Annotated in this window: 28 protein-coding genes; 13 read left to right on the forward strand and 15 right to left on the reverse strand. The window is 68.5% G+C overall.

Annotated elements, in window-relative coordinates; all coding sequences use genetic code 11:
- Positions 1-7: 7 nt before the first annotated feature.
- The 4 genes from AB0E02_RS15275 (at position 8) to AB0E02_RS15290 (ending at position 3,534) form a co-directional block, all read left to right on the forward strand.
- Positions 8-478 carry a DUF5959 family protein gene (locus AB0E02_RS15275; RefSeq protein WP_362139163.1) on the forward strand — a complete coding sequence of 157 codons (471 nt, stop codon included), beginning with the start codon at positions 8-10 and terminating at the stop codon, positions 476-478.
- A gap of 25 nt (positions 479-503) precedes the next feature.
- Complete coding sequence (locus AB0E02_RS15280; RefSeq protein WP_362139165.1) at positions 504-806, forward strand: hypothetical protein; 303 nt, start codon at positions 504-506, stop codon at positions 804-806.
- Between the two features lie 656 nt (positions 807-1,462).
- The gene (locus AB0E02_RS15285) at positions 1,463-2,587 is read left to right on the forward strand and encodes a hypothetical protein (RefSeq protein WP_362139168.1); all 1,125 of its coding nucleotides are present in this window, start codon (positions 1,463-1,465) and stop codon (positions 2,585-2,587) included.
- A 101-nt stretch (positions 2,588-2,688) separates the two neighbouring features.
- A complete protein-coding gene (locus tag AB0E02_RS15290; RefSeq protein WP_362139171.1) occupies positions 2,689-3,534 on the forward strand; it encodes a barstar family protein in 846 nt (281 codons plus the stop codon).
- Between the two features lie 190 nt (positions 3,535-3,724).
- On the opposite strand, the gene AB0E02_RS15295 is transcribed toward AB0E02_RS15290, so the two are convergent.
- Positions 3,725-4,027, reverse strand: a complete 303-nt coding sequence (locus tag AB0E02_RS15295; RefSeq protein ID WP_362139173.1) for a hypothetical protein — start codon at positions 4,025-4,027, stop codon at positions 3,725-3,727.
- A gap of 289 nt (positions 4,028-4,316) precedes the next feature.
- On the opposite strand from AB0E02_RS15295, the gene AB0E02_RS15300 reads away from it, so the two are divergent.
- Entirely contained in the window at positions 4,317-4,988 is a 672-nt protein-coding gene (locus AB0E02_RS15300; protein ID WP_362139175.1) for an AAA family ATPase, read from the forward strand.
- Between the two features lie 168 nt (positions 4,989-5,156).
- Here the strand turns inward: AB0E02_RS15300 and AB0E02_RS15305 are convergent, their stop codons facing one another.
- Positions 5,157-5,867 (reverse strand): hypothetical protein, encoded by a 711-nt coding sequence (locus tag AB0E02_RS15305; RefSeq protein WP_362139177.1) that lies wholly within the window; start codon positions 5,865-5,867, stop codon positions 5,157-5,159.
- A gap of 260 nt (positions 5,868-6,127) precedes the next feature.
- Here AB0E02_RS15305 and AB0E02_RS15310 point away from each other — a divergent pair, with 260 nt between their 5' ends.
- A complete protein-coding gene (locus tag AB0E02_RS15310; protein WP_362139179.1) occupies positions 6,128-6,529 on the forward strand; it encodes a VOC family protein in 402 nt (133 codons plus the stop codon).
- A gap of 60 nt (positions 6,530-6,589) precedes the next feature.
- Here AB0E02_RS15310 and AB0E02_RS15315 read toward each other — a convergent pair whose 3' ends face one another.
- The gene (locus AB0E02_RS15315; RefSeq protein WP_362139181.1) at positions 6,590-7,012 is read right to left on the reverse strand and encodes a resolvase; all 423 of its coding nucleotides are present in this window, start codon (positions 7,010-7,012) and stop codon (positions 6,590-6,592) included.
- A 305-nt stretch (positions 7,013-7,317) separates the two neighbouring features.
- Between AB0E02_RS15315 and metF the strand changes: the two genes are divergently transcribed.
- Entirely contained in the window at positions 7,318-8,244 is a 927-nt protein-coding gene (metF, locus tag AB0E02_RS15320; RefSeq protein ID WP_362139184.1) for a methylenetetrahydrofolate reductase [NAD(P)H], read from the forward strand.
- Here the strand turns inward: metF and AB0E02_RS15325 are convergent.
- The 3 genes from AB0E02_RS15325 to AB0E02_RS15335 all read right to left on the reverse strand — a co-directional run bounded on the left by AB0E02_RS15325 (position 8,189) and on the right by AB0E02_RS15335 (position 10,730).
- Entirely contained in the window at positions 8,189-8,983 is a 795-nt protein-coding gene (locus tag AB0E02_RS15325) for a Tn3 family transposase (RefSeq protein ID WP_362139188.1), read from the reverse strand. The genes metF and AB0E02_RS15325 overlap by 56 nt on opposite strands.
- Positions 8,869-9,660 (reverse strand): DUF4158 domain-containing protein, encoded by a 792-nt coding sequence (locus tag AB0E02_RS15330; protein WP_362139190.1) that lies wholly within the window; start codon positions 9,658-9,660, stop codon positions 8,869-8,871. The genes AB0E02_RS15325 and AB0E02_RS15330 overlap by 115 nt, the downstream gene beginning before the upstream one ends.
- Positions 9,661-9,908: 248 nt before the next feature.
- Positions 9,909-10,730: an NAD(P)H-binding protein gene (locus AB0E02_RS15335; RefSeq protein WP_362139192.1), complete on the reverse strand. Its 822-nt coding sequence runs from the start codon at positions 10,728-10,730 to the stop codon at positions 9,909-9,911.
- Between the two features lie 151 nt (positions 10,731-10,881).
- Between AB0E02_RS15335 and AB0E02_RS15340 the strand changes: the two genes are divergently transcribed.
- The gene (locus AB0E02_RS15340; protein WP_362139435.1) at positions 10,882-11,409 is read left to right on the forward strand and encodes a TetR/AcrR family transcriptional regulator; all 528 of its coding nucleotides are present in this window, start codon (positions 10,882-10,884) and stop codon (positions 11,407-11,409) included.
- A gap of 104 nt (positions 11,410-11,513) precedes the next feature.
- Here AB0E02_RS15340 and AB0E02_RS15345 read toward each other — a convergent pair whose 3' ends face one another.
- Positions 11,514-12,125 carry a TetR/AcrR family transcriptional regulator gene (locus AB0E02_RS15345; RefSeq protein WP_362139195.1) on the reverse strand — a complete coding sequence of 204 codons (612 nt, stop codon included), beginning with the start codon at positions 12,123-12,125 and terminating at the stop codon, positions 11,514-11,516.
- Positions 12,126-12,339: 214 nt separating this feature from the next.
- On the opposite strand from AB0E02_RS15345, the gene AB0E02_RS15350 reads away from it, so the two are divergent.
- The gene (locus AB0E02_RS15350; protein WP_362139198.1) at positions 12,340-12,936 is read left to right on the forward strand and encodes a GNAT family N-acetyltransferase; all 597 of its coding nucleotides are present in this window, start codon (positions 12,340-12,342) and stop codon (positions 12,934-12,936) included.
- Positions 12,937-13,036: 100 nt separating this feature from the next.
- On the opposite strand, the gene AB0E02_RS15355 is transcribed toward AB0E02_RS15350, so the two are convergent.
- Positions 13,037-13,627: a cysteine hydrolase family protein gene (locus AB0E02_RS15355; RefSeq protein WP_362139200.1), complete on the reverse strand. Its 591-nt coding sequence runs from the start codon at positions 13,625-13,627 to the stop codon at positions 13,037-13,039.
- A gap of 79 nt (positions 13,628-13,706) precedes the next feature.
- On the opposite strand from AB0E02_RS15355, the gene AB0E02_RS15360 reads away from it, so the two are divergent.
- Both AB0E02_RS15360 and AB0E02_RS15365 read left to right on the forward strand, forming a co-directional pair.
- Positions 13,707-14,867: a DJ-1/PfpI family protein gene (locus tag AB0E02_RS15360; protein ID WP_362139203.1), complete on the forward strand. Its 1,161-nt coding sequence runs from the start codon at positions 13,707-13,709 to the stop codon at positions 14,865-14,867.
- Between the two features lie 491 nt (positions 14,868-15,358).
- Entirely contained in the window at positions 15,359-15,793 is a 435-nt protein-coding gene (locus tag AB0E02_RS15365; RefSeq protein ID WP_362139205.1) for a hypothetical protein, read from the forward strand.
- Between the two features lie 231 nt (positions 15,794-16,024).
- Here AB0E02_RS15365 and AB0E02_RS15370 read toward each other — a convergent pair whose 3' ends face one another.
- The 4 genes from AB0E02_RS15370 to AB0E02_RS15385 all read right to left on the reverse strand — a co-directional run bounded on the left by AB0E02_RS15370 (position 16,025) and on the right by AB0E02_RS15385 (position 18,510).
- On the reverse strand, positions 16,025-16,381 hold the full coding sequence (locus tag AB0E02_RS15370) for a hypothetical protein (RefSeq protein ID WP_362139207.1): 357 nt from the start codon (positions 16,379-16,381) through the stop codon (positions 16,025-16,027).
- Positions 16,382-16,385: 4 nt separating this feature from the next.
- Entirely contained in the window at positions 16,386-16,517 is a 132-nt protein-coding gene (locus AB0E02_RS15375) for a hypothetical protein (protein WP_362139210.1), read from the reverse strand.
- 100 nt (positions 16,518-16,617) lie between these two features.
- Positions 16,618-17,439, reverse strand: coding sequence for a PIG-L family deacetylase (locus tag AB0E02_RS15380; RefSeq protein ID WP_362139437.1), 822 nt, complete (start codon positions 17,437-17,439; stop codon positions 16,618-16,620).
- 183 nt (positions 17,440-17,622) lie between these two features.
- Positions 17,623-18,510 carry an SDR family NAD(P)-dependent oxidoreductase gene (locus tag AB0E02_RS15385; RefSeq protein ID WP_362139212.1) on the reverse strand — a complete coding sequence of 296 codons (888 nt, stop codon included), beginning with the start codon at positions 18,508-18,510 and terminating at the stop codon, positions 17,623-17,625.
- Positions 18,511-18,581: 71 nt separating this feature from the next.
- Between AB0E02_RS15385 and AB0E02_RS15390 the strand changes: the two genes are divergently transcribed.
- Together AB0E02_RS15390 and AB0E02_RS15395 are read left to right on the forward strand one after the other, a co-directional pair.
- On the forward strand, positions 18,582-19,508 hold the full coding sequence (locus tag AB0E02_RS15390; protein WP_362139214.1) for a LysR family transcriptional regulator: 927 nt from the start codon (positions 18,582-18,584) through the stop codon (positions 19,506-19,508).
- An 88-nt stretch (positions 19,509-19,596) separates the two neighbouring features.
- Positions 19,597-20,799 carry a glutamate--cysteine ligase gene (locus tag AB0E02_RS15395; protein WP_362139215.1) on the forward strand — a complete coding sequence of 401 codons (1,203 nt, stop codon included), beginning with the start codon at positions 19,597-19,599 and terminating at the stop codon, positions 20,797-20,799.
- Positions 20,800-20,833: 34 nt separating this feature from the next.
- Here AB0E02_RS15395 and fabV read toward each other — a convergent pair whose 3' ends face one another.
- The 3 genes from fabV to AB0E02_RS15410 form a co-directional block, all read right to left on the reverse strand.
- Positions 20,834-22,051 (reverse strand): enoyl-[acyl-carrier-protein] reductase FabV, encoded by a 1,218-nt coding sequence (gene fabV, locus AB0E02_RS15400; protein ID WP_362139216.1) that lies wholly within the window; start codon positions 22,049-22,051, stop codon positions 20,834-20,836.
- A 264-nt stretch (positions 22,052-22,315) separates the two neighbouring features.
- Complete coding sequence (locus tag AB0E02_RS15405) at positions 22,316-22,762, reverse strand: hypothetical protein (RefSeq protein ID WP_362139218.1); 447 nt, start codon at positions 22,760-22,762, stop codon at positions 22,316-22,318.
- A 77-nt stretch (positions 22,763-22,839) separates the two neighbouring features.
- Complete coding sequence (locus AB0E02_RS15410) at positions 22,840-23,262, reverse strand: nuclear transport factor 2 family protein (protein WP_362139221.1); 423 nt, start codon at positions 23,260-23,262, stop codon at positions 22,840-22,842.
- Positions 23,263-23,271: the final 9 nt, after the last annotated feature.

The raw sequence follows: 23,271 nt of genomic DNA on the forward strand, positions 1-23,271 counted from the left end.
GCGCACTGTGGGAGAGCCGGAACCGGTTGACCTGATTCACCTGGCAGACGCCGACGGCGACCAGTGCATCGTTCGTATCACTGGACGTTCCCAGCCCGGCGTCCTGACTGGTCACGACACCTTGCGCGCCGACGTCCTGGTGTCCACCAGCTTCCTCGACGCACGTCTTGAACTTTGCCTCTTGCAGCAGGATCTCTCCACTTGGGAAGAGCAGCTCCAACGGCTGGTACCACGTGGCAACGCGGGACTGGGCGGCGGGCGAGGCCTTGAGCTTGGCTTTCAACTCAACGAGGACCAGTCCGTCGGGGTAACCCTCGACGACCCCGACCGGCTCTCCACGTTCTTCTGGATCCGGCCGCAGGATGACTGGCTCCAGGACCACCGAGCCCGACTGGACCGCGTGCGGCAGGTCTGGCCGAGCGAGGTCGTCGAGACGGCTCCCATGTCCTACGAGTGGAGCCCGACCCGTAGGAAGTGAACGTCTGGGGAGGATGATGATCTGCATGAGGAGAGAAACCGAGCGTGAAGCTGCCGTGGCCCGTTTGTGGCAGGAGCATCTGGGCGCGGATTTCCCCGCCCGACTGCGCGGTGTGGAACTGGCGGGAATCGACATGGTGTTGCTCGACGCGAACATCGCGGGATGCGTGTCCGCCTGGCGCAACGGCGAGGGTTCTCTCGATGCGGAGCGGCACCGGATCCTGCGCCTGTGCCTCGCGGACCTGAACACGGTCCTGCCTCTGCTCACCGGTGAAGACGACCACGAGTATTACGGTCGCCTGCACCGACTGGCCGCGCTCGTCTCATAAGCCGACTCACGGCAAGGCAGTGCACGCTGGCCGGCTGCTTGCCGCCGGTAGTGCGAGCTGGACGCCCGCCATTCTGCACCCTGCCTTCTTCGGGTTGCGTGCCCTCCGTAATCCCCTCGGCAGCCGCCACGCTGGTCTGCTGCCGGTGTGGCGCGCGGCGTCCCTGCACGGATCGGATCGACTGGTCCCCGATCCGAGATGCAAATGCTCGTATGGCGAGACACGCCATAGGGTCGTCGTCCCATCGTCGTCAGGCAGCCCCTACGCCTCCTCGGGGGAGCCCCAGCGCAGACCCGTCACAGCGGTGAGCGACCGCGACGGTGTCTTGCGAACACCGGCGGCAGCGTTCCGGCGAGTACTCCCCCATGTCGCAAGCACACTCTGGCGCCGGACAGTCAAAGGCAAGGAGCCTGGCAGTCGACAGGCGCCACCCGGAACCTCCAGGTGAAGTCCGCAGGCGCACAATGTGGGCAAGGCGACCGTTGAGGGCGCGTGGGGGCGGTACGAAGGGGGCGGTGGGGATGGGAAGCCGGATATCTCGGGAGTCACGCGCGTCACGGGAGTCAGGGGAGGCAGGGGAGGCAGGGGCCCGGCGCGGGTGGCGGGTCCTGCTGCCTGTCGGCTTCGGTCTGGTGCTCCTCCTGTTGTCTGCAGGGATGTTCGCCACCGTGCCGGTCGAGTTGGCGAAGAGGGACGCGTATGCCGCGGCGCCACCCTGCCCGGCTGGCTCCCGGTCGGATGCGTGCACGACGACGGTTCCGGCGACCGTCAAGGGCAAGGAGGACGAGCCCAGCGGCAAGACCGTCCACCGCTGGCTCCTCGTTACCGAACGAGGCACAGACACCGACCGGCGTGTGCGGCGAGTACGGATGGCCGGGTCGGAACCGGTCTACGACTCCGTGCGCGCCGGCGACGAAGTGAAGCTGACGTACTGGCGGGGTGAGATCCGCACCGTGCGATTCCGTACCGCCGCTCAGGAGACCTGGGAGTCTCCGGAGGGCGACTGGCGCTTCCCGCTGGGCGCCGGCCTCTTTCTGCTGCCGTTCGCGCTGATGGTGTGGTGGCTCGTCTGGTGGCACCGCTGCCGTTACGCCTCCACAACGCACCACAGGCTTTGGCAGCTCACCGTGGCTACGGTGACAGGGGTCGTCGTGGGTTGCGTGGGCATTTTTGCGAGCATGGTCGGCCGCGACGTACCGGATGCCCTCCTGATCACGGCGGCCGCTGTGCTGCCGGCCGCGGGCCTGGGGGCGTTGTGCGCCTGGTGCCAGCAGCGACGTACGAACCGCGCTGCCGCGACCGTCAGCGGCATCGTTCCGGTGCCGCCGACGGACAAGCGGTGCATGCGCGCGGCCGTGCTCGGAGACGTTCCCTACAGCGTGGACGGCTTCGACCACCTGGTGGTGGGAGACGGCCGGCCGGCGACCACACCGGATCCCGATGGGCGCGTCGCCCGCAGAACGCTTCCGGAGACGTTGGTCGTGCAGCAGGTCCGAGCGCTTCAGCCCGAGGACCCCCAGTTCTGGAAGCAGGCCTTCAAGTACGACGCAGCCGTCATCGAATGCGGGGACGGTGACCACACCGTCCTCATCGCCGTTGCCCGGCGTGACGCCCCCCATGCCCTCGGCGCGCTGGTCACCCCGTCCTCCTCTTCCCCCACCACGACCGGCTCCGGGCAGCACAAGCACCGCGACGAACGCCACGCCTGCGCGAACGAACGCCACGCCTGCGCGAACGAACACCACACCTCCGCAAACGCCGGGCGCACCGACGACGCATAGGGCTGCCCCGCTCTACGGCAGTTGGTCAGCTCGCCGGTCGTGTCTCGACGAGCTTGTAGGATCGGTCAATTGTGAGGAACTCAGGGTGGGGAGCGGGCCAGTTGACCCAAGGGAAGAATTACGCCCTCACCAACGAGGAAGACGAGAACGACTTCTGGGGCTTCGCGCAGGACGCCAGGGGGTTCTTTTCTCCCTTGGAGGAGGAGGGCTGGCGCCAGGTGGAATTCATGGGGAGCGCGCCGCAGGGTGGGCTATTGGCCTCGCTGGATCATGTCGGCGGGCGTCGCGCGGTGGCGGGAAACGCATATCTGGATGTGCTCGATGCCGAAGGCGTCAGCATGGGGTCCTACTTCGTGAACGATGTCACCGTGATCTCCGTCCGGCCTTCACCTTCGGATACGGATCTGGTCGATGTCACGATGCGCATGTGGTGCGACCAGGCCATGCCCGGTTCGGGCTGGGTCTGGGAGTTGATCCGTGCAGGTCGGCTGACCCGTGCCGGCCTGTGGCACGAACTCGATGCTGCTGGTCGACGCGCATGGCTGTCAGTTGCTCTGTGGTCGCACCGCTACCAACGCCGCGGAAATCCGGATGCCCCGGCGGGGACGGTATTCACGATGGACGGCCGGCACATCGTGGACGTAGACAGTTTCTATTGCGCGCTCGGTGAGGCGATCAACGGCCCGGGCGGCTATTTCGGGTGGAACCTCGACGCCGTGGACGACTGCCTCAGAGGCCGTTGGGGCGCCACTCCTCCGTTCACCCTGGAATGGCAGCACTCCACCGTCGCCCGGACCTGCCTGGTGAACCATCCCGCGGTTCAGGAGGACACCGCGGAGGACACCGCCGAGGATGCCGCGGAGGACGCTCCCGAGGGCGGCGCCACCCTGTTCGCACTTCTCTTGGACCTCTTCGAAGAGCGTGGTGTCGAGGTCATTCTGAAATGAGGACAGGCCAGAGGGATGACAGGCCAGAGGGAGAACAGGCTGCGGTGAGGACATGCCCCTGGTGACAACCGGGGGGCCTGGCGCTCGTCGTTCACGAATGGTGGTTGGGCAGGGGAACGGGCACCGGCACCGGCACGCACCACGTCCGTTACGTCCGCCAAGCCCCACCTGCGTTACAGCCCCGCCTCCGCTAGAACGGAGGGTGATCCGGCACGGGGGAGGCAGCGACCTCATCGTCAAGGATCTGCTCCCGCGCAGCGGTGGTCATCTTGTTGAGGGCAATGGCCTGGGCAAGAAGCTCACCGGCAGGGGGCGGATTCGCGAGCAGGTCGTCGGATTCGAGCGTGGGGAGAGCCTGCCTGATCAGACGCTGCGCCTCGGGAGTCCTGGGTACCGCGTCGGCCTTGAGGAGATTCAGCATCGTCTCCAATGCCTCGGCCAGTTCGCGGACCGCGTCCCGCAGTTCGCCCGTATCGGGGCATTCATCGTTCATGTCATAACGATCCCGGGTCGGCCGCAGATATGCCAGAGCGCCCACCGAATCCAGCCACGGCGCGTTGGCGATTCGCCTGGGAACACGTGCACGAGAGAGCACCGCCCGAGTGGACCAGTAACGGAAATGGCTGGGTGGGCCTGGTCGGGGGCCACGGGCCGACGGAGATGCGCTACCCGCGTCGGCGGCATGAGGCACATGCCATGATCGCACTCAGGCACACCACACGCTCCACGGCACGTACAGGCGCAAACCAGCTGAGGTCAACTCCACACGAGGGGACGACGACATGGGAGACCACAACAACGACAATGTGGCAACCGCCGCTCGCGAGGCCGCAACGGCAGCTACTGCAGCTACTGCAGCCACGGTCGACCCGGCCCATGCACGCATTCCCGACACCCCGGCCGGCGGCAAAGTCATCCTGCTCAACGGGACGTCCAGCTCAGGCAAGTCAAGCATCGCCCAGGCACTTCTGGACATGCTCGACGGCACGTGGTTCCACATGCCCGTTGACACCTTTCACGCGATGCGCTGCAAGGGCCCGATATCTGACGAGGACCTCCAGGCCGAGATCGACCGCACCTGTAAGGGCTTTCACCGTGCGGTCGCCGGCATGGCTGCCGGCGGCAACAACCTCGTCGTCGACTATCCGCTCAGCCGCCGCTGGCGGCTGCTGGACCTCCTCGATGTGCTGGTGCCCGAAGACACCATCCTGATCGCGGTGCGCTGTCCGCTGCCTGAGTTGGAGCGCCGCGAGCGCGACCGCGGCGACCGACAACTGGGACTGGCCGCCATGCAGTTCGACCAGGTGCACTCCCACGAACTGCACGACCTCGACGTGGACAGTGGCCTCCTCTCCCCCGAGGAATGCGCCCGTCGCATCCGTGACTTCGTTCCAGGGCGACTGCGGCCCACCGCTTTCGAGAGGCTTCGGCAGACACTGCGGAATCCCACCTGACCGGCGGCGGAAAGCGCGCCCAGTCTGGTCAAGCCCAGCCAAGGCCATAGGCCATCAAGGCAGCCAAGAACACCAGGGCACCACGGCCCCAGGCAACCAGGGCACCAGGGCACCAGGGCACCAGGGCACCAGGGCACCAGGGCACCAGGGCAATCGTCCGCCCGGGATTCAGTGCTGGTTCACCGGCCAGACCGCCGCCGGGTCGCAGTGGGCCGGGCAGGCCAGCAGATAGACCTCGTTCGCGAGGAAGAGGTTGTAGGTGTCGGCTCCCACGCTGTAGGGCTGCTCCGGTAGCCCGGGATGGACGGCGAATTCCATTCCTTCCGGTACCTGGCAGACATACACCAGGTCCGCTCCGCACGCGCACGTGTAGTACTCGGGGTACTGGGCCCAGGAGGGCGTACCACCCACCTTGAAGAACCCGGCTCCAGGTCCCTCCGCTTCGGGAGTGTCTGTGAACGGCTGGAGCATCAACGGGAGAGCACGCACGGATGGTTCGGCTTCCGCGGCCGGCAGGACAGCATGCCTCTGCAGCAGCACGCGCCAGAACGGACGCGGGAACGGCGGCTGCGGAGCGTCCCAGTACCTGGGTACGAGCCGGCCGTCGGACAGCTGGGGGTCGGACGCGTCATTGTGCGCCCGGCAGTGGAAAACCAGCAGATGGTCTCCGCCGAAATGCTCTACCTGGAAGGGGATGTCGAACTGGAAAAACAGGGCCATCCGCTCACCGCAAAAACACTCGGGCCACTCCTGGCCGTCGGCGAGGAAGGCCCAGCCACCCACGGAGTTCCGCATCGGCCGGTCCAGCGGCTCGGTTCCCACCTCAATCGCATAGGCAGGCAGCGCTGCCTGCACGCCCCTCACATCACGTTCGACCATGCGCTCACCTTAAGGGCTGTCCAGACCCTCCCCGCTGCCTGGTGCCTGGTGCTTGGTGCTTGGTACTTGGGGTTTGCTGCTTGGTGCTGCTCACGCGTTCCGACAGCGGGTGCGCTCATCCCCTCCTGCAGGAAGCGGAGGAGAGCAGCGCAGCCAGGCCAATCAGGACCCGGGACCCGGACCAGGATCAGGATCCAGGAGCCAGGACCGTATCCAATCTAGGACAGTAACCGTCCTGGATCCCCACCAGACTGAGCTGCATGACGACATTCCGTGGCCTTGCCACCATCCGCTATCACGCCGACCGCCTGGACGCCGCCCGTGACTGGTACACCGAAGTCCTCGGCGTGGAGCCGTACTTCGTGCGCGAGGAATACATCGAGTTCCGGCTCGGTGACCACCTGCAGGAGTTCGGCATCTCGCGTACTCCGTCTGCGCCTGCCGGCGTGGTCGCGTACTGGCATCTGGACGATGTCGACGCGGTGATGGCGCGCCTGCTGAAGCTCGGCGCAAAGGAACATGAGCCGTTGCGCGACTACGGCGACTTCCGGGCCGGCGCGGTACTCGACCCGTTCGGCAACATCCTCGGCGTGATGCACAACCCGCACTACGTGGAGATGCAGGCACTGGGCGAGAGCGGCCGCGCAGCTGCCGGCAGCTGATGGGCATGACCCAGAAACGCCAGACACCCGCCACGGGATGATCTTGAACGTCTGACGGGATCAGCGGCGGGTGTCGGTGGTGAGGGCGTTGACGCGATTCTCGTACTCGCGGCGGGCCTTGCGCTGTGCCGGGACCGCCGGGGCACCCTGGGCGACGTCGAGGGGCCGGCAGAGGTTGAGGAAAGCGCGATGGACCGCAGGCACGGCGCTCACGCGCAGGGTATAGCCCTGGCCGCGCCGTACGATGACGCCCTGGTCGAGCGCGGCCCGGTCGGCGTCGGCCAGGTCGGCGGCGCGGAGGAAGTCGGCGACCTTGCCCGGGCATGTCGAAGACGACCGGCAGCTCCGGGCCGGAGCGCACGGGTCGACGGCCGTGTGCTCGGGCAGGAGGTCGGCGACGGTGGTGCGGATGGCGCCGCGGCTGACGTGGTGGTCGCGGGCGAGGGCGGCGATGGAGCGGCCCTCCAGATACGCCGTGCGCACGGCGTCGGTCTTGTCGACCGGGACGGCGGGGCGTCGACCTCCCTCGTTGAGAAAAAACCGATGACGAGCCGATCGGACAGGAGGGACCAAAGGACCGTCGGCCTCGGACTACAGGGTCAGCACGAGCCCGCTGCTCGCCAACCACGACGGGCCGACCGCGTGATGGCGACACACTGCGCGCACGCATGGCCCAGCCACGCCCGGTACCCGGTGCCACGCGGGCGACGAACCGCACCGCCGATCCAGCGAATATCAGCACGTGGACACAAGATCAGGACACATCTGCCGGGCGTTAACCTGCTTCCATGGCTCTTGGTGTGCCCACTACCCGTACGGACCGCGCGGCGTCCATCCGCGACCTCCTGGCCTCGGGAGCCCGCTCCTACTCCTTTGAGTTCATGCCCCCGCGCAGCGCCGACGCCGAGACACACCTGTGGAAGGCAGTCCGAAAGCTGGAGGCCCTCTCACCGACCTTCGTCTCGGTGACCTACGGCGCCGGCGGCTCGACGCGCGGCCGCACCATCAACATCACCGGCCGTATCGCCCAGGAAACCACCCTCACACCCGTCGCTCACCTCACGGCCGTTGACCACAGCATCTCCGAGCTGCGCAACATCCTCGGCCACTACGCCGACCAGGGCGTCCGCAACATCCTGGCGCTGCGCGGTGACCCGCCCGGCGACCCGCTCGGTCCCTGGCCGCGGCACCCGGAAGGGGTCCAGTACGCGGCCGAACTGGTACAGCTGATCAAGGAGTCCGGCGACTTCTGTGTCGGGGTCGCAGCCTTCCCCGAGATGCACCCGCGCTCCTCCGACCGGGAAGACGACATCCGCAACTTCGTGGACAAGTGCCGGGCCGGAGCGGACTATGCGATCACCCAGATGTTCTTCGACGTCGACACCTACCTGCGCTTCCGCGACCGGGTGGCGCGCGCAGGATGCACGACGCCGATCATCCCGGAAATCATGCCGGTCACCTCGATCCGGTCCCTGCGCCGCATCCCCACCCTCAGCACCGCCGCGTTCCCACCGCATCTCGCCCAGCAGATGCTCGCTGTCGAGGACGACCCCAAGGCCGTCAGGGCACTTGGCATCGCCCACGCCACAAGGATGTGCCAGCGTCTGATCGAGGAGGAAGCCCCCGGCCTCCACTTCATGACGATGAACTTCTCCCAGGTCACCTCGGAGATCTACCGCAACCTCGGCCTGCAGACCGGAAACAGCCCCTCCTGAGGCGCAAGGGTGCTGCACACCCCGTGAGCGGAAGCAGGTGGAAACACCAACACCGCTGCACGTGACACCGCTCGCCGTCTGCCGAAGGCAGTGCGGAAGCGGGCGGCGAAGGCCCGTACAGAGCCCACCATGATCGCTGGGCGTCGTCGACGGTGCGGTGCGGTGTGGTGAGCACCTCGTCATGCCGCCTGCTTGTAGCCGTCGGCCCCGGCGAGCCGTCGCCGCGCAGCGGGCTGAAGTCGACGTCCAGGTGTGGGTCGTACGCTTCGGGCACGAGGCCGAGCTCCTGGGTGGAGTACTCGCCGAAGCGGCGGACGTGCTCGGTCAGGTACGGCGAGATGTGGGCCAGGTCCCCGGGGTCGATGACGTGGCCCTCCTCCTGGAGCTGGCGCACGATCTCGGCGATGTCCAGGGCATTGTGGAAGATCACCGCGTTCGTGAGCAGGGCGTTGAATTTCGCGGTCTTCTCCTGCTCGACGGCGTCGTTGTCGGTGATGACGCCGCCGTTGCCGAAGCCGATCCACTGGGAGAAGCCGTTGAACGCCTCGACCTTGTTCGTCGCGGCGGTCACCCGCCGGCGCAGTGGGGCGTCCGAGAGGTAGCGCAGCAGCTGGACGGTGCGCATCACGCGGCCGACCTCTTGGAAGGCGGTGTAGGTGGCGTTCTTGCGCGAGCCGGCGCGTAGGCGTCGCAGCAGCAGGGTGGAGGAGATGGCGCCCTCGCGTACGGAGACTGCCACCCACCCCAGGTGCTCGGCCTGGGCGCGAAAGTGCGACCATGTCGAGGCTTGGCCGACTGCTTCAGCCGGTTGTACTTCGTGGTGCCGGAGGTGTCCTTCTCCGACAGCAGAGCGAGCGGCCGCTCACGGTGGGCCTCGCTGAGCTGGTCGTAGATGCCCATGCAGATCGCGGCGTTCACCTCGGTGCGGACCTTCGCCGCGAGCGCGTCCAGCGTGGTGAAGCCCGGCAGCTCCAGCCCGGCCTCGACAACCTTCTCCAGCGCGATGTTGATGAGATCAGCCGGCCGGTTCTTCGAGACGGCCTCGCTCCGCATCACCGCCTCGGCGATCTTCCGGGCCCTCGCCTTGTCGTACGAAAGGCCCGTCCGCTGGCGCACGGCGGTTCGCTGCCGTTCCGCCGTACGGTTCGAAGCCCTCGGCGCCGTGCCCTCCGGCAGGTCCACCGCGCGGCGCACGAAATCAACGACCGGGTCCGGGATCTCGTCCAGCTTCGGGAAGCACCCCATGCGCTGATACGCCTTCAGCGCGAGCAGCTGGGCCAGCAAGTGCTCGTCACAGTCGGTACGGGCCGCAGCCCACTCGACCTCGTCACGGCTCGACGCGAAGAACAGATGCAGCTCATGCGCGGTGATCAGCCGCTTGAACCGCGGATACGCGGTCCTCTCGATCGAGGTCACAACCCACCCTGCCCCAGACGAAACCCAACGTCACCACCAACGACACTGGGCCGTACGGGTGAGGGGCGAGGCTCTCCACACTCCAAGATCATCCCGGGGCGGGTTTCTGGCGTATCTGGGTCATGCCCCCTGATGACGCCCCGCGCCATGTGGCGCACGGTGGGCCGGTGGCCGCGTAGTGGCGTCCCCGTCCCGGGCAGGAACGCCACGACGCACAGCAGGGAGCGACGTAGCCGGCGTGGACCGATCTACCGGAAGGCGGCGGCGTTCCGCGCGGCCCACTCATGGAAGGTGTGCGGGGGCCGCCCGAGCGTCCGCTCGACGTCGGGACTGACCCGCCGTTCCTCCGGGGTCGGCTCGCCCAGAATCGCCAGCGTTCCCTCGACGACCGGCAGCGGCATGAACTGCGCCATCTGCGCATGGGCCTCCTGGCGGGTCTGTTCCACGAAGCGGACCGGTTCCCCCAGCACCTCGGCGAGCGCCGCCGCGCGTTCGCGTGGGGTGACCGGCGCCGGCCCGGTGAGGTTGTACGTCGCGCCGTCATGCCCCTGCTCACGCAGAGCGGCGGCGCCGACCGCGGCGACGTCGTCCGGGTCGATGAAGGGCAGGCCGACATCACCGAACGGAGCTGCGGCGGTGCGTTGGAGCCGGACCGGCTCCGCCCAGGCGAGGGCGTTCGACGCCATACCGCCGGAGCGCAGAACGGTCCATTCCAGCCCCGATCCGCGCACCGCCGCCTCGAACCTGCCCGCATGCGCGTAGACCTCCGGCCGGGTCCCCGCGCCCTGACTGGACAGCAGAACGAGCCTGCGGACCCCCGCAGACTTGGCCGCCGCCACGATCCCCTGCGGATCCTCCCCGGCCACCAGGAGAAACACCGCCTCCGCCCCGTCAAGCGCGGGCCGCAAGCTCTCGACGTCTCCCAGGTCCGCGGCGACCACGCGCACACCCTGAGGAACGTCAGCCTCGGTGATGCGGCGGGCCACAGCCGTGACCCGTTCACCCGCCTCGACCAGCATCCGTACCAGCGTCCGTCCCACATTGCCCGTAGCGCCCGTAACGACGATCACGATGACCCCCCATAGGTGAAAAAGTTAGTTAGTTAGTTAGTTGACTGACTCACTGAGGGGAACGTAGCACATCTCCCGGCCTATAGTTAGTCGGGTGACCAACTCACAGAGTGCGAGGGCGAAGAACGCCGGTGCCAAGCGGCAGCGCCTGATGGCCGCCGCCGCCCAAGTGGTGCACCAGCAGGGCGCCGAACGCACCACCATCGCCGACATCGCGCGCGCCGCCGACGTCCAAGTGGGCAATGTCTACTACTACTTCAAGACCAAGGACGAACTGGTCGCCGCGGCGCTCACCGAACACACCCGTCAGCTGGAGACCCTCACCGGCGAGCTGGACCGGCTGCCCGATCCGCGTGAGCGGCTCAAGTCCCTCGTACGGGGCTGGGTCGGACAGCGTGACCTCGCGGCACGCTATGGCTGCCCCACCGGGACGCTCGCCACCGAGCTGGACAAGCGCGCGGAGGGCGGGCTGGACAAGGAGGCGGGCAAGGTCATCCGGCTGCTGCTGGACTGGGTGGCGAGCCAGTTCCGGGAGCTGGGCCTGCCCGATCCCGACGGACTCGCGCTGACCCTGGTGGGCGCGTACCAAGGGATGTCCCTGCTGGCCAACGCACTGAGGGACCCGCAGATCATGGTCAAGGAAGGCGACCGCTTGATCGCGTGGCTGGACACGCTCTGAACGGCGGGCACTCTTGAGCGGTGGACACTCTCTGAACGGCAGGCACCCTCTGAACGGTGGGCGCTCGCTGAACGGCAGGACCCTCTGGCTCTGGGCGAAGTGGCTCAGGTGAGGGGGAATTCCGGTGGCAGGCCGAGGGCGGCGGCGACCTGGCGCCAGATAGCGGTCAGGGCGGCGTTCAGGGAGACGGTGGGGTCGGCCATCATCAGGCGGATGCCGTAGCCGTCGCTCAGGGCGAGTACGAGTGTGCTGAGCTCGTCCACGTCGGTCGGGGTGAACTCGCCGGAGTCGATGCCCCGTTGAGCTGCTCCCGCGACCCACTGGTGGAGCTGGGCGTACAGGTCGACGGCGAAGGTGCGGGTCGGCTCGTCGCGTAGTGCCCGCACCCACAGTTCCTGCCACAGCCGCCAGTCCTGCTGCAGTTCCGGGTCGGTCGGCAGCAGGCTGCGGACGATGCGGGCGAGGATGACCGCGGCGGAAACGGTCTCCGCGTCGTGCTCCAGATCGACGGCGGAGTGGGCGAAGGAATGGGTCATCGCCTCGGTGAAGAGCTTCTCGCGGGTGTCGAAGTGGTAGTGCAGCAGCGCCGTGGACACCCCGGCGCGTTCCGCCACCATCCGCATCCTGATCTTCTCGAAGCCGATCTCGGCGATGGCCTGGCACGCGGCGGACAGGATGCGCTCACGGGTCTCCTCCGTGCGCCCCTTGGTCTCCACGCGGTATCCCCCCTGCTCGTCGGGTCGGTACGTCGTGACCATCCTCCCTCACCAGCACATGAGCGACGCGCCCGCCTCGCCCACCCGCCTCGCCCGCCCGTCTCGCTCCGCCGGCGTGCCCGCCCCAGCGGCCCCGACCTAGTGAAGTCGCCAGTTCCTCGACCACCGGTAATTGCGTTGTCGATGTGACGTGGCTCGGCCAGGATCTCGGACCATGGAACGCCCGTCTGCCATCCTCCGCTCGGACCAGGTCGAGCTGCGCCGTTGGCGCACACACGACATCGAGATCCTGGACCGGTTGGTCAACGAGTCACGTGACCACTTGCTGCCCTGGATGCCCTTCGCGGCCAGTCACCACCGGAAGCAGGGCGAAGAGTTCCTGGCCCGGTGCGAGGAGGAGTGGGCGGCGGGACAGACGTACTGCTACGCGATCACCTCGGGCGGTGTGGAGGTCGGCAGCTGCAGTCTGATGCGCCGGATCGGACCGGGCGGGCTGGAGATCGGTTACTGGCTCCACCCTGGTTGGACGGGGAAGGGATTGGCCACCATGGCCGCTGGTGCCCTGGTCGCCGCGGGACGTCGACTGCCCGGCATCGACCGCATCGAGATCCATCACGACGAGGCCAACCCCGCCAGCGGGGCCGTCGCCCGACGCCTGGGCTTCACCGAAATCGAGCGCGTCCCACTGCCCGACGGGCCCGAGACCCCGCACGAGACGGGCATCGATGTCATCTGGCGCCTGCAGATCCACCCTTCGCCCTCACCGAGCACCTGCACGTGCACCGGCACCGGCACCGGCACCGGCACCTGACGCTGCTGACCGTATGTGTACGTAGGCGGGGATGCCCGCCACCCATGAAGGCGACGGGCCTCCCGAAGGGGCGCGGGGCGCCGGCCCGTCCCCTCCCTCCTCAGGTCAGCGACGAGCCGGACGGGACGACGACGCCGTACAGGTCGGCGATCGTCGCGAGCGCGCCGTGGTGGAGCTGTGCGGCGGACACGTCGGCCACCGACGTTTGCAGCGGCCGCGTCGCGCAGGCGTCGGCGACGACGGTGGGCCGGTTGCCGCGCAGGAACGCGCCGGCGGCGGTGAAGACCACGCACATGTGGGTCATGAACCCGGCGATGATGACGTCCTTGTTCCCGGCGGCATCGACATGGTCACCCAGGTCGGTGTCGTGGAACGCGTTGGGCGTGGGCTTGACGACGACGGGCTCGCCCTCGACGGGCGCCACACCTGGGTGGATCTGGCCGATCTCCGCACGGATGTCGTACGGAGTTCCCTCGCCGGCGTCGTTGATGACGTGGATGATCTTCGCCCCCGCGTTACGGGCTCGGGCCAGCAAGGTGGCACCGGCGTCGAGAGCTTCCTGCCAACCCGTCAGCTCCAACGCCCCACGGGTGTAGGTGTTTTGGTAGTCGATCAGGATCAGCGATGCAGTGGCCAGCGATGCCGGCGTCTGATCGAATCCGCTGAGTTCCCGCAGAGTTGTCGTAGACATTGCTGCACTTTCTCGGGGTGGGTGTTGAAGGTTCGCGCCGCCGCGCGAGGGCACAACCCACGCTACGGAGCCGCCCCGGATGGCGGCAATGTCATGTAACTTGCAGATACGGACATGGGCTCACCTCACCCCGTATCCCCTTGCATCGCCTCGCATCGCCTGGCAGCGCCTCGCCTGGCATTGCCTCGTATCACTGTTGCCGACCGGCGGAGACCCCTTGAGCAGCTCAAGCAACAGCAGTAACACCGGCAGCAGCAGCGTCAAACGGCTCACCGTCGTCCTCCTCTTCGACGGCGTTGACCTCCTGGACGTCACCGGTCCCCCGGAGGTCTTCGCGCTGCTGCAACGGGAGACGGGCGATGCGGCGGGCTACCACGTCGTGCTGGCCGCCGAAACGATGGACCCCGTCACCACCGCGGCCGGGGTGCGCGTCCTCCCGGACATCACCTTCCAGGAGGCGTCGGCGAGGAGCATCGACACCCTGATGGTCCCGGGCTCGGTCGAGGTCGACGACCAGCGCCGTGTTCAGGCCCTCACCGACCCCACGGTGGTCCGGTGGGTGCAGAAGCTCGCCGGCCGGACGCGGCGCATCGCCTCCGTTTGTGTGGGAGCGCATCTCCTCGCAGCCGCCGGACTGCTGGACGGAAGACGCGCCACGACCCACTGGTCGACCGCGCAGCAACTCGCCGCCGACCACCCGTCGATCGAGGTCGACGCCGACCCGATCTTCATCCGCGATCAGAACGTGTGGACCGGAGCGGGCATCACCGCCTGCCTTGATCTCTCACTCGCCCTTGTCGCCGAGGATTTCGGCGAGGCCATCGCCCTTCGCGTCGCCCGGCAGCTCGTGATGTACCTGAAACGCCCGAGCGGTCAGAGCCAGTTCAGCGTCCCGATCGAACCCGTCTCCACCACGCGACGCATGGACGATCTCCGCCACCACATCACACAGAACCTCGCCGAACCCCTCACCGTCGCCGATCTCGCCGAACACGCCCACGTGAGCGAGCGCCAGCTGACCCGGATCTTCAAGACCGAACTCGGCATGACGCCGGCTTCCTACCTCGAATCAGCCCGCGTCGAAGTGGCCCGAAACCGACTCGAGTCCACGGATGACACCCTCGAACGCATCGCATCCGCATGCGGCTTCCATACGACCGACACCCTCATCCGCGCATTCCGCCGCAAGCTCAACACGACACCGACGGAGTACCGCAATCGGTTCCGGCATACCGGTTAGCGGACCTCGCAGGCGCGAAGCGCGACGCTGGTGATCCGTGGAGGCACGTCGTGCGGGGACGCCGTGGGCACCGTTGATGAGGCCGAATTGCCGGGGAGCGTGTGTGGCCCGTCGCACGGGCTGAGGAATGGGCGCCCGGCCCAGGCCGGCCATGCCGCTTGGTTCCGCGCGCCGGAACCGTTCTGGGCGGGAGCACGGGCCCCACCCAGAACGGCCTTAGGGACCCACCAGTCCCTAGCGCGCCCTACGCACGCAACGCGACTCTATGCCGGAGAATTTAACGTGACATCAACGGCTGGGCTGGATCGTGATAACACGTCGGCCATTCTCGCGGCGGCACACGAGGGAACGCTGGCCCGAATCAGCCGCCGCTTTAAGGAGCTCGCCTAGGCTGAGGCCCGCATGCTATGCCAGCAGGCCTATGTATGCATGCTTACGGCCGCATGCTTATATCCGCATGCTTATGTTCGCATCCCGAGGAGGAGAGGTCCATGAGTGCATTTCGCCGCAGCGCGTCCCTGTTGGTGGCCGGGTTTACCGCCCTGCTGACCGTGTCAGCGGCTGTCGAACCCGCGGTGGCCGCCGACCCGGTTCGTCAGCCCCTCACCTGCGCACCGTCGACGGCGGGTTCGTTCCTGCTGTGCAACGTCGAACGCAACTTCTCCGACACGTGGGACGGGCGCGCACTGTTCCGCCTGACCTCGGCCGCGGCACGTACTGGGGAAGGCAGTTACTTCCTGTACGTGCCGGCCACGGCGGCCGTCCAGAGCATTCCCCACAACGGCCCAGAGGTGCCGTCCGACTGGCGTGCTGTGCTGTTCACCATGCCGCGTTCGGAGCACCGTGTGGAAGTCCGCTTCGGCGATATCGATCGTCCCGAGGCAGCCGAGCCGGTCGCCTGGGTGGAGGAAATTCCGGCAGGCTGAGCGCACTCGGGGCACAGCGGGCTGTCAGCCCCGCGGATGCGGAGCGGAGAGCGCAGAGCGCAGATTTCTGAGCGCCGAGTACCGAGTGCCGAGTGCAAAGTCATCCCATGCGAGCGTGAGCCGGCATTTAGCGTTCCGATTACTGCCACAATTCCGAGGCAATGTTAATTGATCAGTGCCTCGCTGAGGCGCTGGGGAGGCTGACCCACACCTCGGACACCGTGAGATGGCTCAGGCGGCGAACCAGGGAACACGGCAGGCGTGCGGTGCCATGCCTTCCGGGCACATGGTCTGGAGTACCGTCCTGCGGATCGCGCGCCAGCTCCGCAGGGAGCAAGCCAACTGGACGCGCAGCTCGACCAGTTCGCGCGTTCCGCTGTTCTGACCGGGGTGTTCCCAGGCCCACTGGTCCGCCAGCAGGTCGTACATGTCGGCGGCCGTGATATCGCTCCCGGGAAGCGTGTGGTGGACGGCCTCGCCGAGGATCCGGGCGCTCCGGGAACCGACAGCTTCGCCGATGATTCCCCTCACCCAGGCCAGCCCCTGCTCATCCGCGTACAAGCCGAACCTCAGGGTGCGCGTCCTCATCGCCTCAAGCCTTCTCTGTTGTCATCTCCGGTGCCTTCACCAGTGTCATCTCCGGTGCCGTCACCAGTTCTTCTCCGGAGTCCTCACCAACGCCTTCAACCGACGCCTCCACCGATGCCTTCACCGATGTCTTCACCGGGCCGGGAATTGCACGGCGGCCAACGGTAACCAGTGACAGTCGGTCCCTTCACCTGCTTTTTCGCTACGTACGGCGCAGCACATGCTTACGCGATGCGCTACTGACACGCGCCCCTGCTCGTGGTCGGCCCCGTACCGGCCAAGAACGTCCACTGCGCCGGGCCCGGGCCGTCCATTTCCTGAGCTGCCACTGCAGGCGCAGGGCTGTGGCGGAGGTACCACTCGGTGGACAAGAGCCGCTCCTTGCCGTCCGCCGGGAGGCCGGCGATCACACCCGGCATGGCACCCCGTTCCACCTCGCTGCGATGGGCCAGGACGGCAGCGACCTTCTGCTCCAGCCACGGGCGGACATCGACGGCCGCGGTGATCTGTTCGTCCGGAACGCTGTACACCGCCTTGCGCACCCCGACCACCTCCGTCAGCGCCGGCACCACGGAACGCGGGTGGGTGGCCAGGTAGAGCGCGCTCGGCTGCCAGGGTTCGCCGGCGTCCGGGTAGAGCTGGTCGAGCCCGGCCGCCTGGACCGCGAGGACGGTCACCCGGTGGGTGTGTACATGGTCCGGGTGACCGGGCAGCCCACCGTAGGCGTCATGGGTGACCACCACCTCCGGGCGGAAGTCCCGGATGTGCGCCACCAACCGCCGCACGGCTTCGTCGAGCGGCGCCTCGATGAAGGGCACGCTGCCCGGCGCCGACTGCGGTACGCGCGCATCGGCGAAGCCGAGCATCCGCGGCTCACCGGCACCAAGGATGCGCAGCGCCTCGGCCAACTCCGCGGCACGCCGGGTGCCCGCGGCCCAGGTCGCCGTGACGACTCCGGTACGCGCTCCCGCCGCCGCATGCCCGGCGAGCACTCCGCCCGCCGACAACGATTCGTCGTCAGGATGGGCAAAGACCCCGAGCAGGCTCGGTACGGACATCGACGTTGACATCGGCATCGGCATCGATGGACCACCTTCCGGTGCGGGGGTGTCGGATCACGGCCGCCGGGCACATCATCCCTGATTGGCCCACCATCCCCGCCCTGTCTCAGGCACAAGAGCGCGAACGGCGACGGGGGAAGCGCGTACGACGCTCCACGGAAGCGCATACGCCCCCGGCGGTCACGGTGTGAGGATCCGGTCCTGCTCCACCGGGGGTGTGCCGTCGTACCAGGGCAGCGCGTTGCCGAAGCGGATCAACTCGCCGTAGAGGGCCGGGTCGACGTGTTCGGCGAAGGCCAGGTCCAGGACTGCCTGGGCGGCCTCGGAGGGTGACTGGGCCTGGCTGTAGTCGCTGAACCAGGGGCGGGAGGTCGCGGTGTCGACCATGCCGGGGCACACGGAGGCGATCAGGGTGCCGGTGGCGAGGTCGTGTGCGCGGCGTTCGGCGGCGACCGCGCGGACGGCGGCCACCTGGGCCACCTTGGACGGCACGTTCAGCCAGCGCGGCCAGCCCGCTTCCTCCGCCGTCCGCTGGTGGATGGCGCTGCGCCAGGACTCGACGGCGTACTCGACCTGGTCCAGGCTCGCGCCGTCGAAGAGGTGGTGCAGTCGCGCATCGAGGTGGCCGAGGGTGCCGAGGCTGCTCGCCACGACCAGCAGCCGGCCACCCGGGCGCAGGAGAGGGCCGAAGGAGCGCAGGATCGTATGCGTGGCCGTGTTGGAGACGTCGATGAACTCGTCGGCGCGGACGGATTGTGATTCCTCGGGCAGCACCCGTGCCACCGCATTGGAGATCACGACGTCGACGCCGCCGTACTGGCTCTGGAGCTCGCCGGCCAGAGCCTCGATGGCCTCGGTTTCGGTGACGTCCAGGACCCGGCCCTGGATCCGGCTGCGGGTACCGGGGAGTTGGGCCACCTCGGCGGCGGCATCGGCGACGCGCTGTCGGCTGCGGCCGGTGAGCAGAACCAGGTCGTCAGGGCGCATGCGGGCCGCCAGCCCTTCGACGAAGGCGCGGCCGAGTCCCTGGTTGGCGCCCGTGACGAGGGCGATTCGGGGAGCGTTCATGCAGGCAACGGTAGAAATCGCCGCTCCATGAGTCCAACGAAAGTTGGGCATGGCTAGTATGCGTCATCGTCATGGACTTCACCGATGTGTCACTGACCGCGCTGCGCGTCTTCCGCGCGGTGGCGGAGCAGGGGACGTTCACCGCGGCCGCGGCGTCGCTGGGCTACACCCAGTCGGCGGTGTCCCGGCAGATCGCGGCGATCGAGCGGGTGGCGGGCGCGGAGCTGCTGGAGCGCAGGCGGGACGGCGTACGGCTGACCGCGGCCGGCCGCGTCGTCATGCGTCGGGCGACGGTCGTGCTCGACGAGATCGACGCGACCGCGCGCGAGCTGTCGGGCCTGCCCGGGCAGGCCGGCACGGTCCGGCTCGGCTGGTACCCCAGCGCCGGAGCCGTCCTCCTGCCCCGAGCCCTCACCGCGCTGCGGCGCACCGCCCCCGGCATTCACCTCGTCAGCCGGGAGGGCACCACCCCGTCCCTGGTCCGCGCCCTGCGCGCCGGCAGCCTGGACCTGGCCCTGCTGGCGGCGGCGCCGCCGTTCCGCCCGCCGGACACCGAGTCTCCCCCGCTGGAGCTGCAGACGCTTGCGGAACGACCACTGTGCCTGGCCGTGCCCGCCACCCATCCGCTCGCCCGCGGCGAGTTCGTGGACGTCGCCGACCTGCGCGGGCAGCGCTGGATCGCCAGTCCCTCCTCCGGGGAGGACCGGCTGATGGGAGTCTGGCCGGGCCTGGACGAGCGTCCCGAGATCGCCCACACCGCGCGTGACTGGCTGGCCAAGCTCGGACTGGTCGCCGCCGGTTGCGGACTGACCACCGTGCCCGCCTCACTCGGCGCCGCCGCACCGCCTGGTGTACGCATCCTGCCGGTCCGCGGCGGCCCCCAGGAACAACGCCGCCTGCTGCTGGCCCGCCTCCCGCAGCCACCCACCGAACAGGTCACCCACGTCGCGCACGCTCTGCGCATGGCGGCACTCGACGTCGACGAGTCGGACAAGTAGCAGCCATAGCAGGGACTTGATATCCGTAAGGTGGCTAACTCCCGCCCATGCAGGCGGAGTTGCCCCTCCTCTCGTGCACTATGGTCGCGTGGAGAGCGAAGCTGACCGCCCTGCGAACGCGAATCGCCACCTTCCCGTCCCCGTCGGCCGCGGCCGTCCTTCTGTCCCGGCGACAACCGAAGCCCCACTGACCCTGGGGGTGGAGGAGGAGTATCTACTGGTCGATCCGGTGACCCGGGAAGTGAGCCCGCAGGGCCAGAAGGTGGTGGCGCAGGCGTCCTCTTCCGGGCTCGGGGACCGGGTCGGCACGGAACTGACGTGTTATCAGGTGGAGGCACGTACCGAACCGCACACCGTGGTACGGGAGCTCGCGGAGCAGATCCGGTCGATGCGGGCCGTTGTCGCCGATGCCGCCGGGCGTCAAGGCTTGCGCGTGGTCTCCAGCGGTTCGCCCGTTCTCGGGCAGTCGGTTCCGCCACCCATCTCGGACGGGCCCAGGTACGCGCGGAGCGTCGCGACCTTCCGGGCCCTGGACGACGAGCAGACCGCCTGCGCCTGCCACATTCATGTGGGAATCGCGGACCTGGGCCGGGCGCTCCAGGTCAGCAATCATCTGCGGCCCTGGATCCCGGCCCTCATCTCCCTGACGGCCAACTCTCCGTACTGGAACGGCAGGGACACCGGCTATGCCAGTTGGCGTGTGATGACGTTGGCGCGCTGGCCGGTCTCCGGTCCGCCGCCGTACTTCGATTCTCCGGCCCATTTCCACGACCTCGTCGGGCGCGCCATCGAGGTGGGAGCGGTGATGGACCGTGGCGGCCTGTACTGGGACCTCCGGCCCTCCAGTCATGTGCCGACCCTGGAGATCCGGGTGGCCGACGCGGCCGCCACCGCTGACGAGACCGTACTGTTCTCGGCCATCATCAGGGCCATGGTCGCGACCTCGCTGACGGCCGTCGACGCAGCAGAACCTGCACCGCGTCCGCAGCCGGAGCTGCTGCGCGCGGCCTGCTGGCGGGCCGCGCGCGACGGCCTGGCCGGGCAGAGCGTCGATCTGCCCACCAGTCGCCTGGTCCCGGCGGCGGCCCGGGTGGACCGGCTCCTGACGTGGATCCGGCCCGCGCTGCGCGCATACGGCGATCTTGGGCTGGTGCGTTCCGGGTGGTCACGGCTGCGGGCCGTGGGCAACGGCGCCGACCGTCAACGCGTCGCCTATCAGCGCCGTCACAGCCTGCCCGACGTCGTCGACCACCTGATCGTCGCCACGACACCGCCACCCACCTATCGGTGAACGCGTGCACCGGCCCACCGGCCGGTGATGGGGTTCAGGACGTGTGGCGGGGCCAGGGGACGTCGGTGGCGACGGGTGCGGTGTAGTCGACGCCGGGGACGGCGAAGCCGTAGAGGCGCTGGACCTCGGCGTGGAACCAGTCGAGGTCGGCGAGTTGGGCGATGGTGTCGGTAGTGGCGGCCTGCCAGCGTTCGGCGACGGCGGTCTGGACCTCGGGAGCCAGCTCCCAGGTGTCGAGGCGTACGCGGCCGTCGTCGTCCAGGCCGAGGGGGCGGGCGCCGGTGAGCTGGTCCCACAGGTCGGTCAGCTGGGCGAGCGGCGGTACCACTCCCTCGCCGAGGACGCCGCGGAGCAGTCCGACGTACAGGGCGATGCCGGGGATGGCGGTGGAGGACTGGGTGACGGCGGCGCCGTTGACGGAGGTCACCGCACGGCCGCCGACGAGCTTTTCCAGGCGCTCGGTCAGGGTGCGGGCGGTGGCCTCCAGATGGGCCTTGGCGGTGCCGATGGTGCCGTGGCGGTAGATGGCGGCCGTCAGCGGGGACCCGATGTAGGACAGGGCCGCGGTGCTGAACCCGTCCGCGAGCAGGCCGCGGTCGGCGAGGTGGTCGATCCACCGCTCCCAGTCGGCTCCGCCCATCACCGCGACGGTCTGCTCGATGTCGTCACCCACGGCCGGCTGGGTCTCGACCTCCTTGATCTCGCCCGCGCCCTGGTCGTCGAAGACCAGCGTCTTGGTGCGGTGGGCCTGGCCGATCGGCTTGAGTACGGAGGCGTAGAGGGTCCCGGTGTCGGGGTCGGTGCGGCGGGGCGCGGCGACGGAGTAGATCAGGTGGTCCAGGCGGCCGCCGAACCGCTGCTTGAGGAGGTCAGCGACCTGGTCCTTCATCTCGTCGGCGAAGGCGTCGCCGTTCAGGAAGACCATGTCGTGCCCCGCCCGGGTGGCGAGTTCGGCGGTCGCGGCGGTGCGGTACCAGCCGGCCGTCGCGGTACGCCGTTCGCTCGGGCCCTTCTCGAAGCAGACCCCGATGCCGCGGATCCCGACCCGCCGGAGGCCGGCGATGGTGGCGGCGAGCCCGTATCCGGCGGACGAACCGATGACCAGCGCCACCGGACCGTCCCCCGTCGGCGTCGCGGCGGGGCCGGCCACGGCGGCCTGCCACATGTCCTCGACCAGGCGCCGGCAGCCCGCCGGGTGGGAGTCGAGGAAGAGGAAGCCGCGATGACGTGGGGTGATGACGCGTTCGGTCACGATCAGTCAGTCCTTAGGTCATTCGGACGTGAAGCATGCGGACGTGCAGGTGGTGGCCGCGCCGATCCCGGTCGGCGCGCCTTTGGCAAGTCTTCACCCGCACCGAAACGGACCGTTACATCGGCAGGCACAGGGATCACGATCTTGGATTGGAGCCTTTCCACTACTTCGCGCGGACCGCGCCGGGCTGCCCTTCGCACCTTCGCGGGAAGGCGGAGGTGGCGCGGGGCCCTGCCCCCGGCAGGAGCCCCGCGCCTCGCTGCCTCACCAGGCCGATGGCCGGGGCTGGTCGCCGTCCTCGCCCTCCTCCGGCCACTCGATGGGGCGAGTGTCCGTCCGGTAGAGGATTCCGGGGTCGGGTGCGTACGCGTCGTCGTGCGGACCGCTCCAGTAGCCCCGCCGGGTACGCGGAAGGGGAATCTCGACCAGCTTCCCGTCGTGGATCATCCACAACCCGAAGCAGTCGTCCTCCTCGTCGTGTATCAGGACCTGCACCGTCTCCGGCCGGGGCCACGGCAAGGACTCCAGATGTCTCAGCAACCCGGATCTGCTGCGCATCCGCACGAACTCCGCGCCCCAGCCGAATCCGTAGCCCGGGGCCATCGCGTGGAAGACGCCCTTCCAGGTACGAGAGTCGTCGTACCGCGTCAGCGGCTCCATCACCTCGTCCGCGTTCTGCGCCAGCACGATCACTTCAGCGATTCTGCTCATGCGGGGAGTATCACCGTCGGCCTCGGATCCACCAACCCGGTTTCGCCGCTGGTCAGGCCCACCGTGAGGGAGGCCGCTCAGGGGGTGCAGGCCTCGGCGACCGAGAGGCTGTTCTCGTAGACGTGGTGCCGGGTGATCAGGCCGTCTTCCACGGACAGCCGCAGCGCGAAGGGCCCTTCGAAGGTCTTCCCGGTGGCCCGGACCGTCCCCGAGAGGTGGCCGGTCAGCACGGCGTCCGTGCCCTCCACCACGATCGCGTCGATGGAGAAGGAACCCTCGCCCGGGACCGTGTGCGCGGCCAGTTCGATCCAGTGGCCCGCGACGTCCGCACGGGTGGAACGGGGGCGGATCCAGGGGACCTGCGGGTTCTCGGCCACCATCCAGTCGACCTTCTCCGCGTAGACGGCGGCGATGTGCTCCGGGTCGCCGCCGGCGGCACGGCGAAGGTACTCCTCCACGACAGCCCGGGTGTGCTCGGTGGTGGTGGTCGTCGTCGTCATGTTCGGTGG

The organism is Streptomyces sp. NPDC048196 (assembly GCF_040652715.1).
Lineage (GTDB): Bacteria > Actinomycetota > Actinomycetes > Streptomycetales > Streptomycetaceae > Streptomyces > Streptomyces siderophoricus.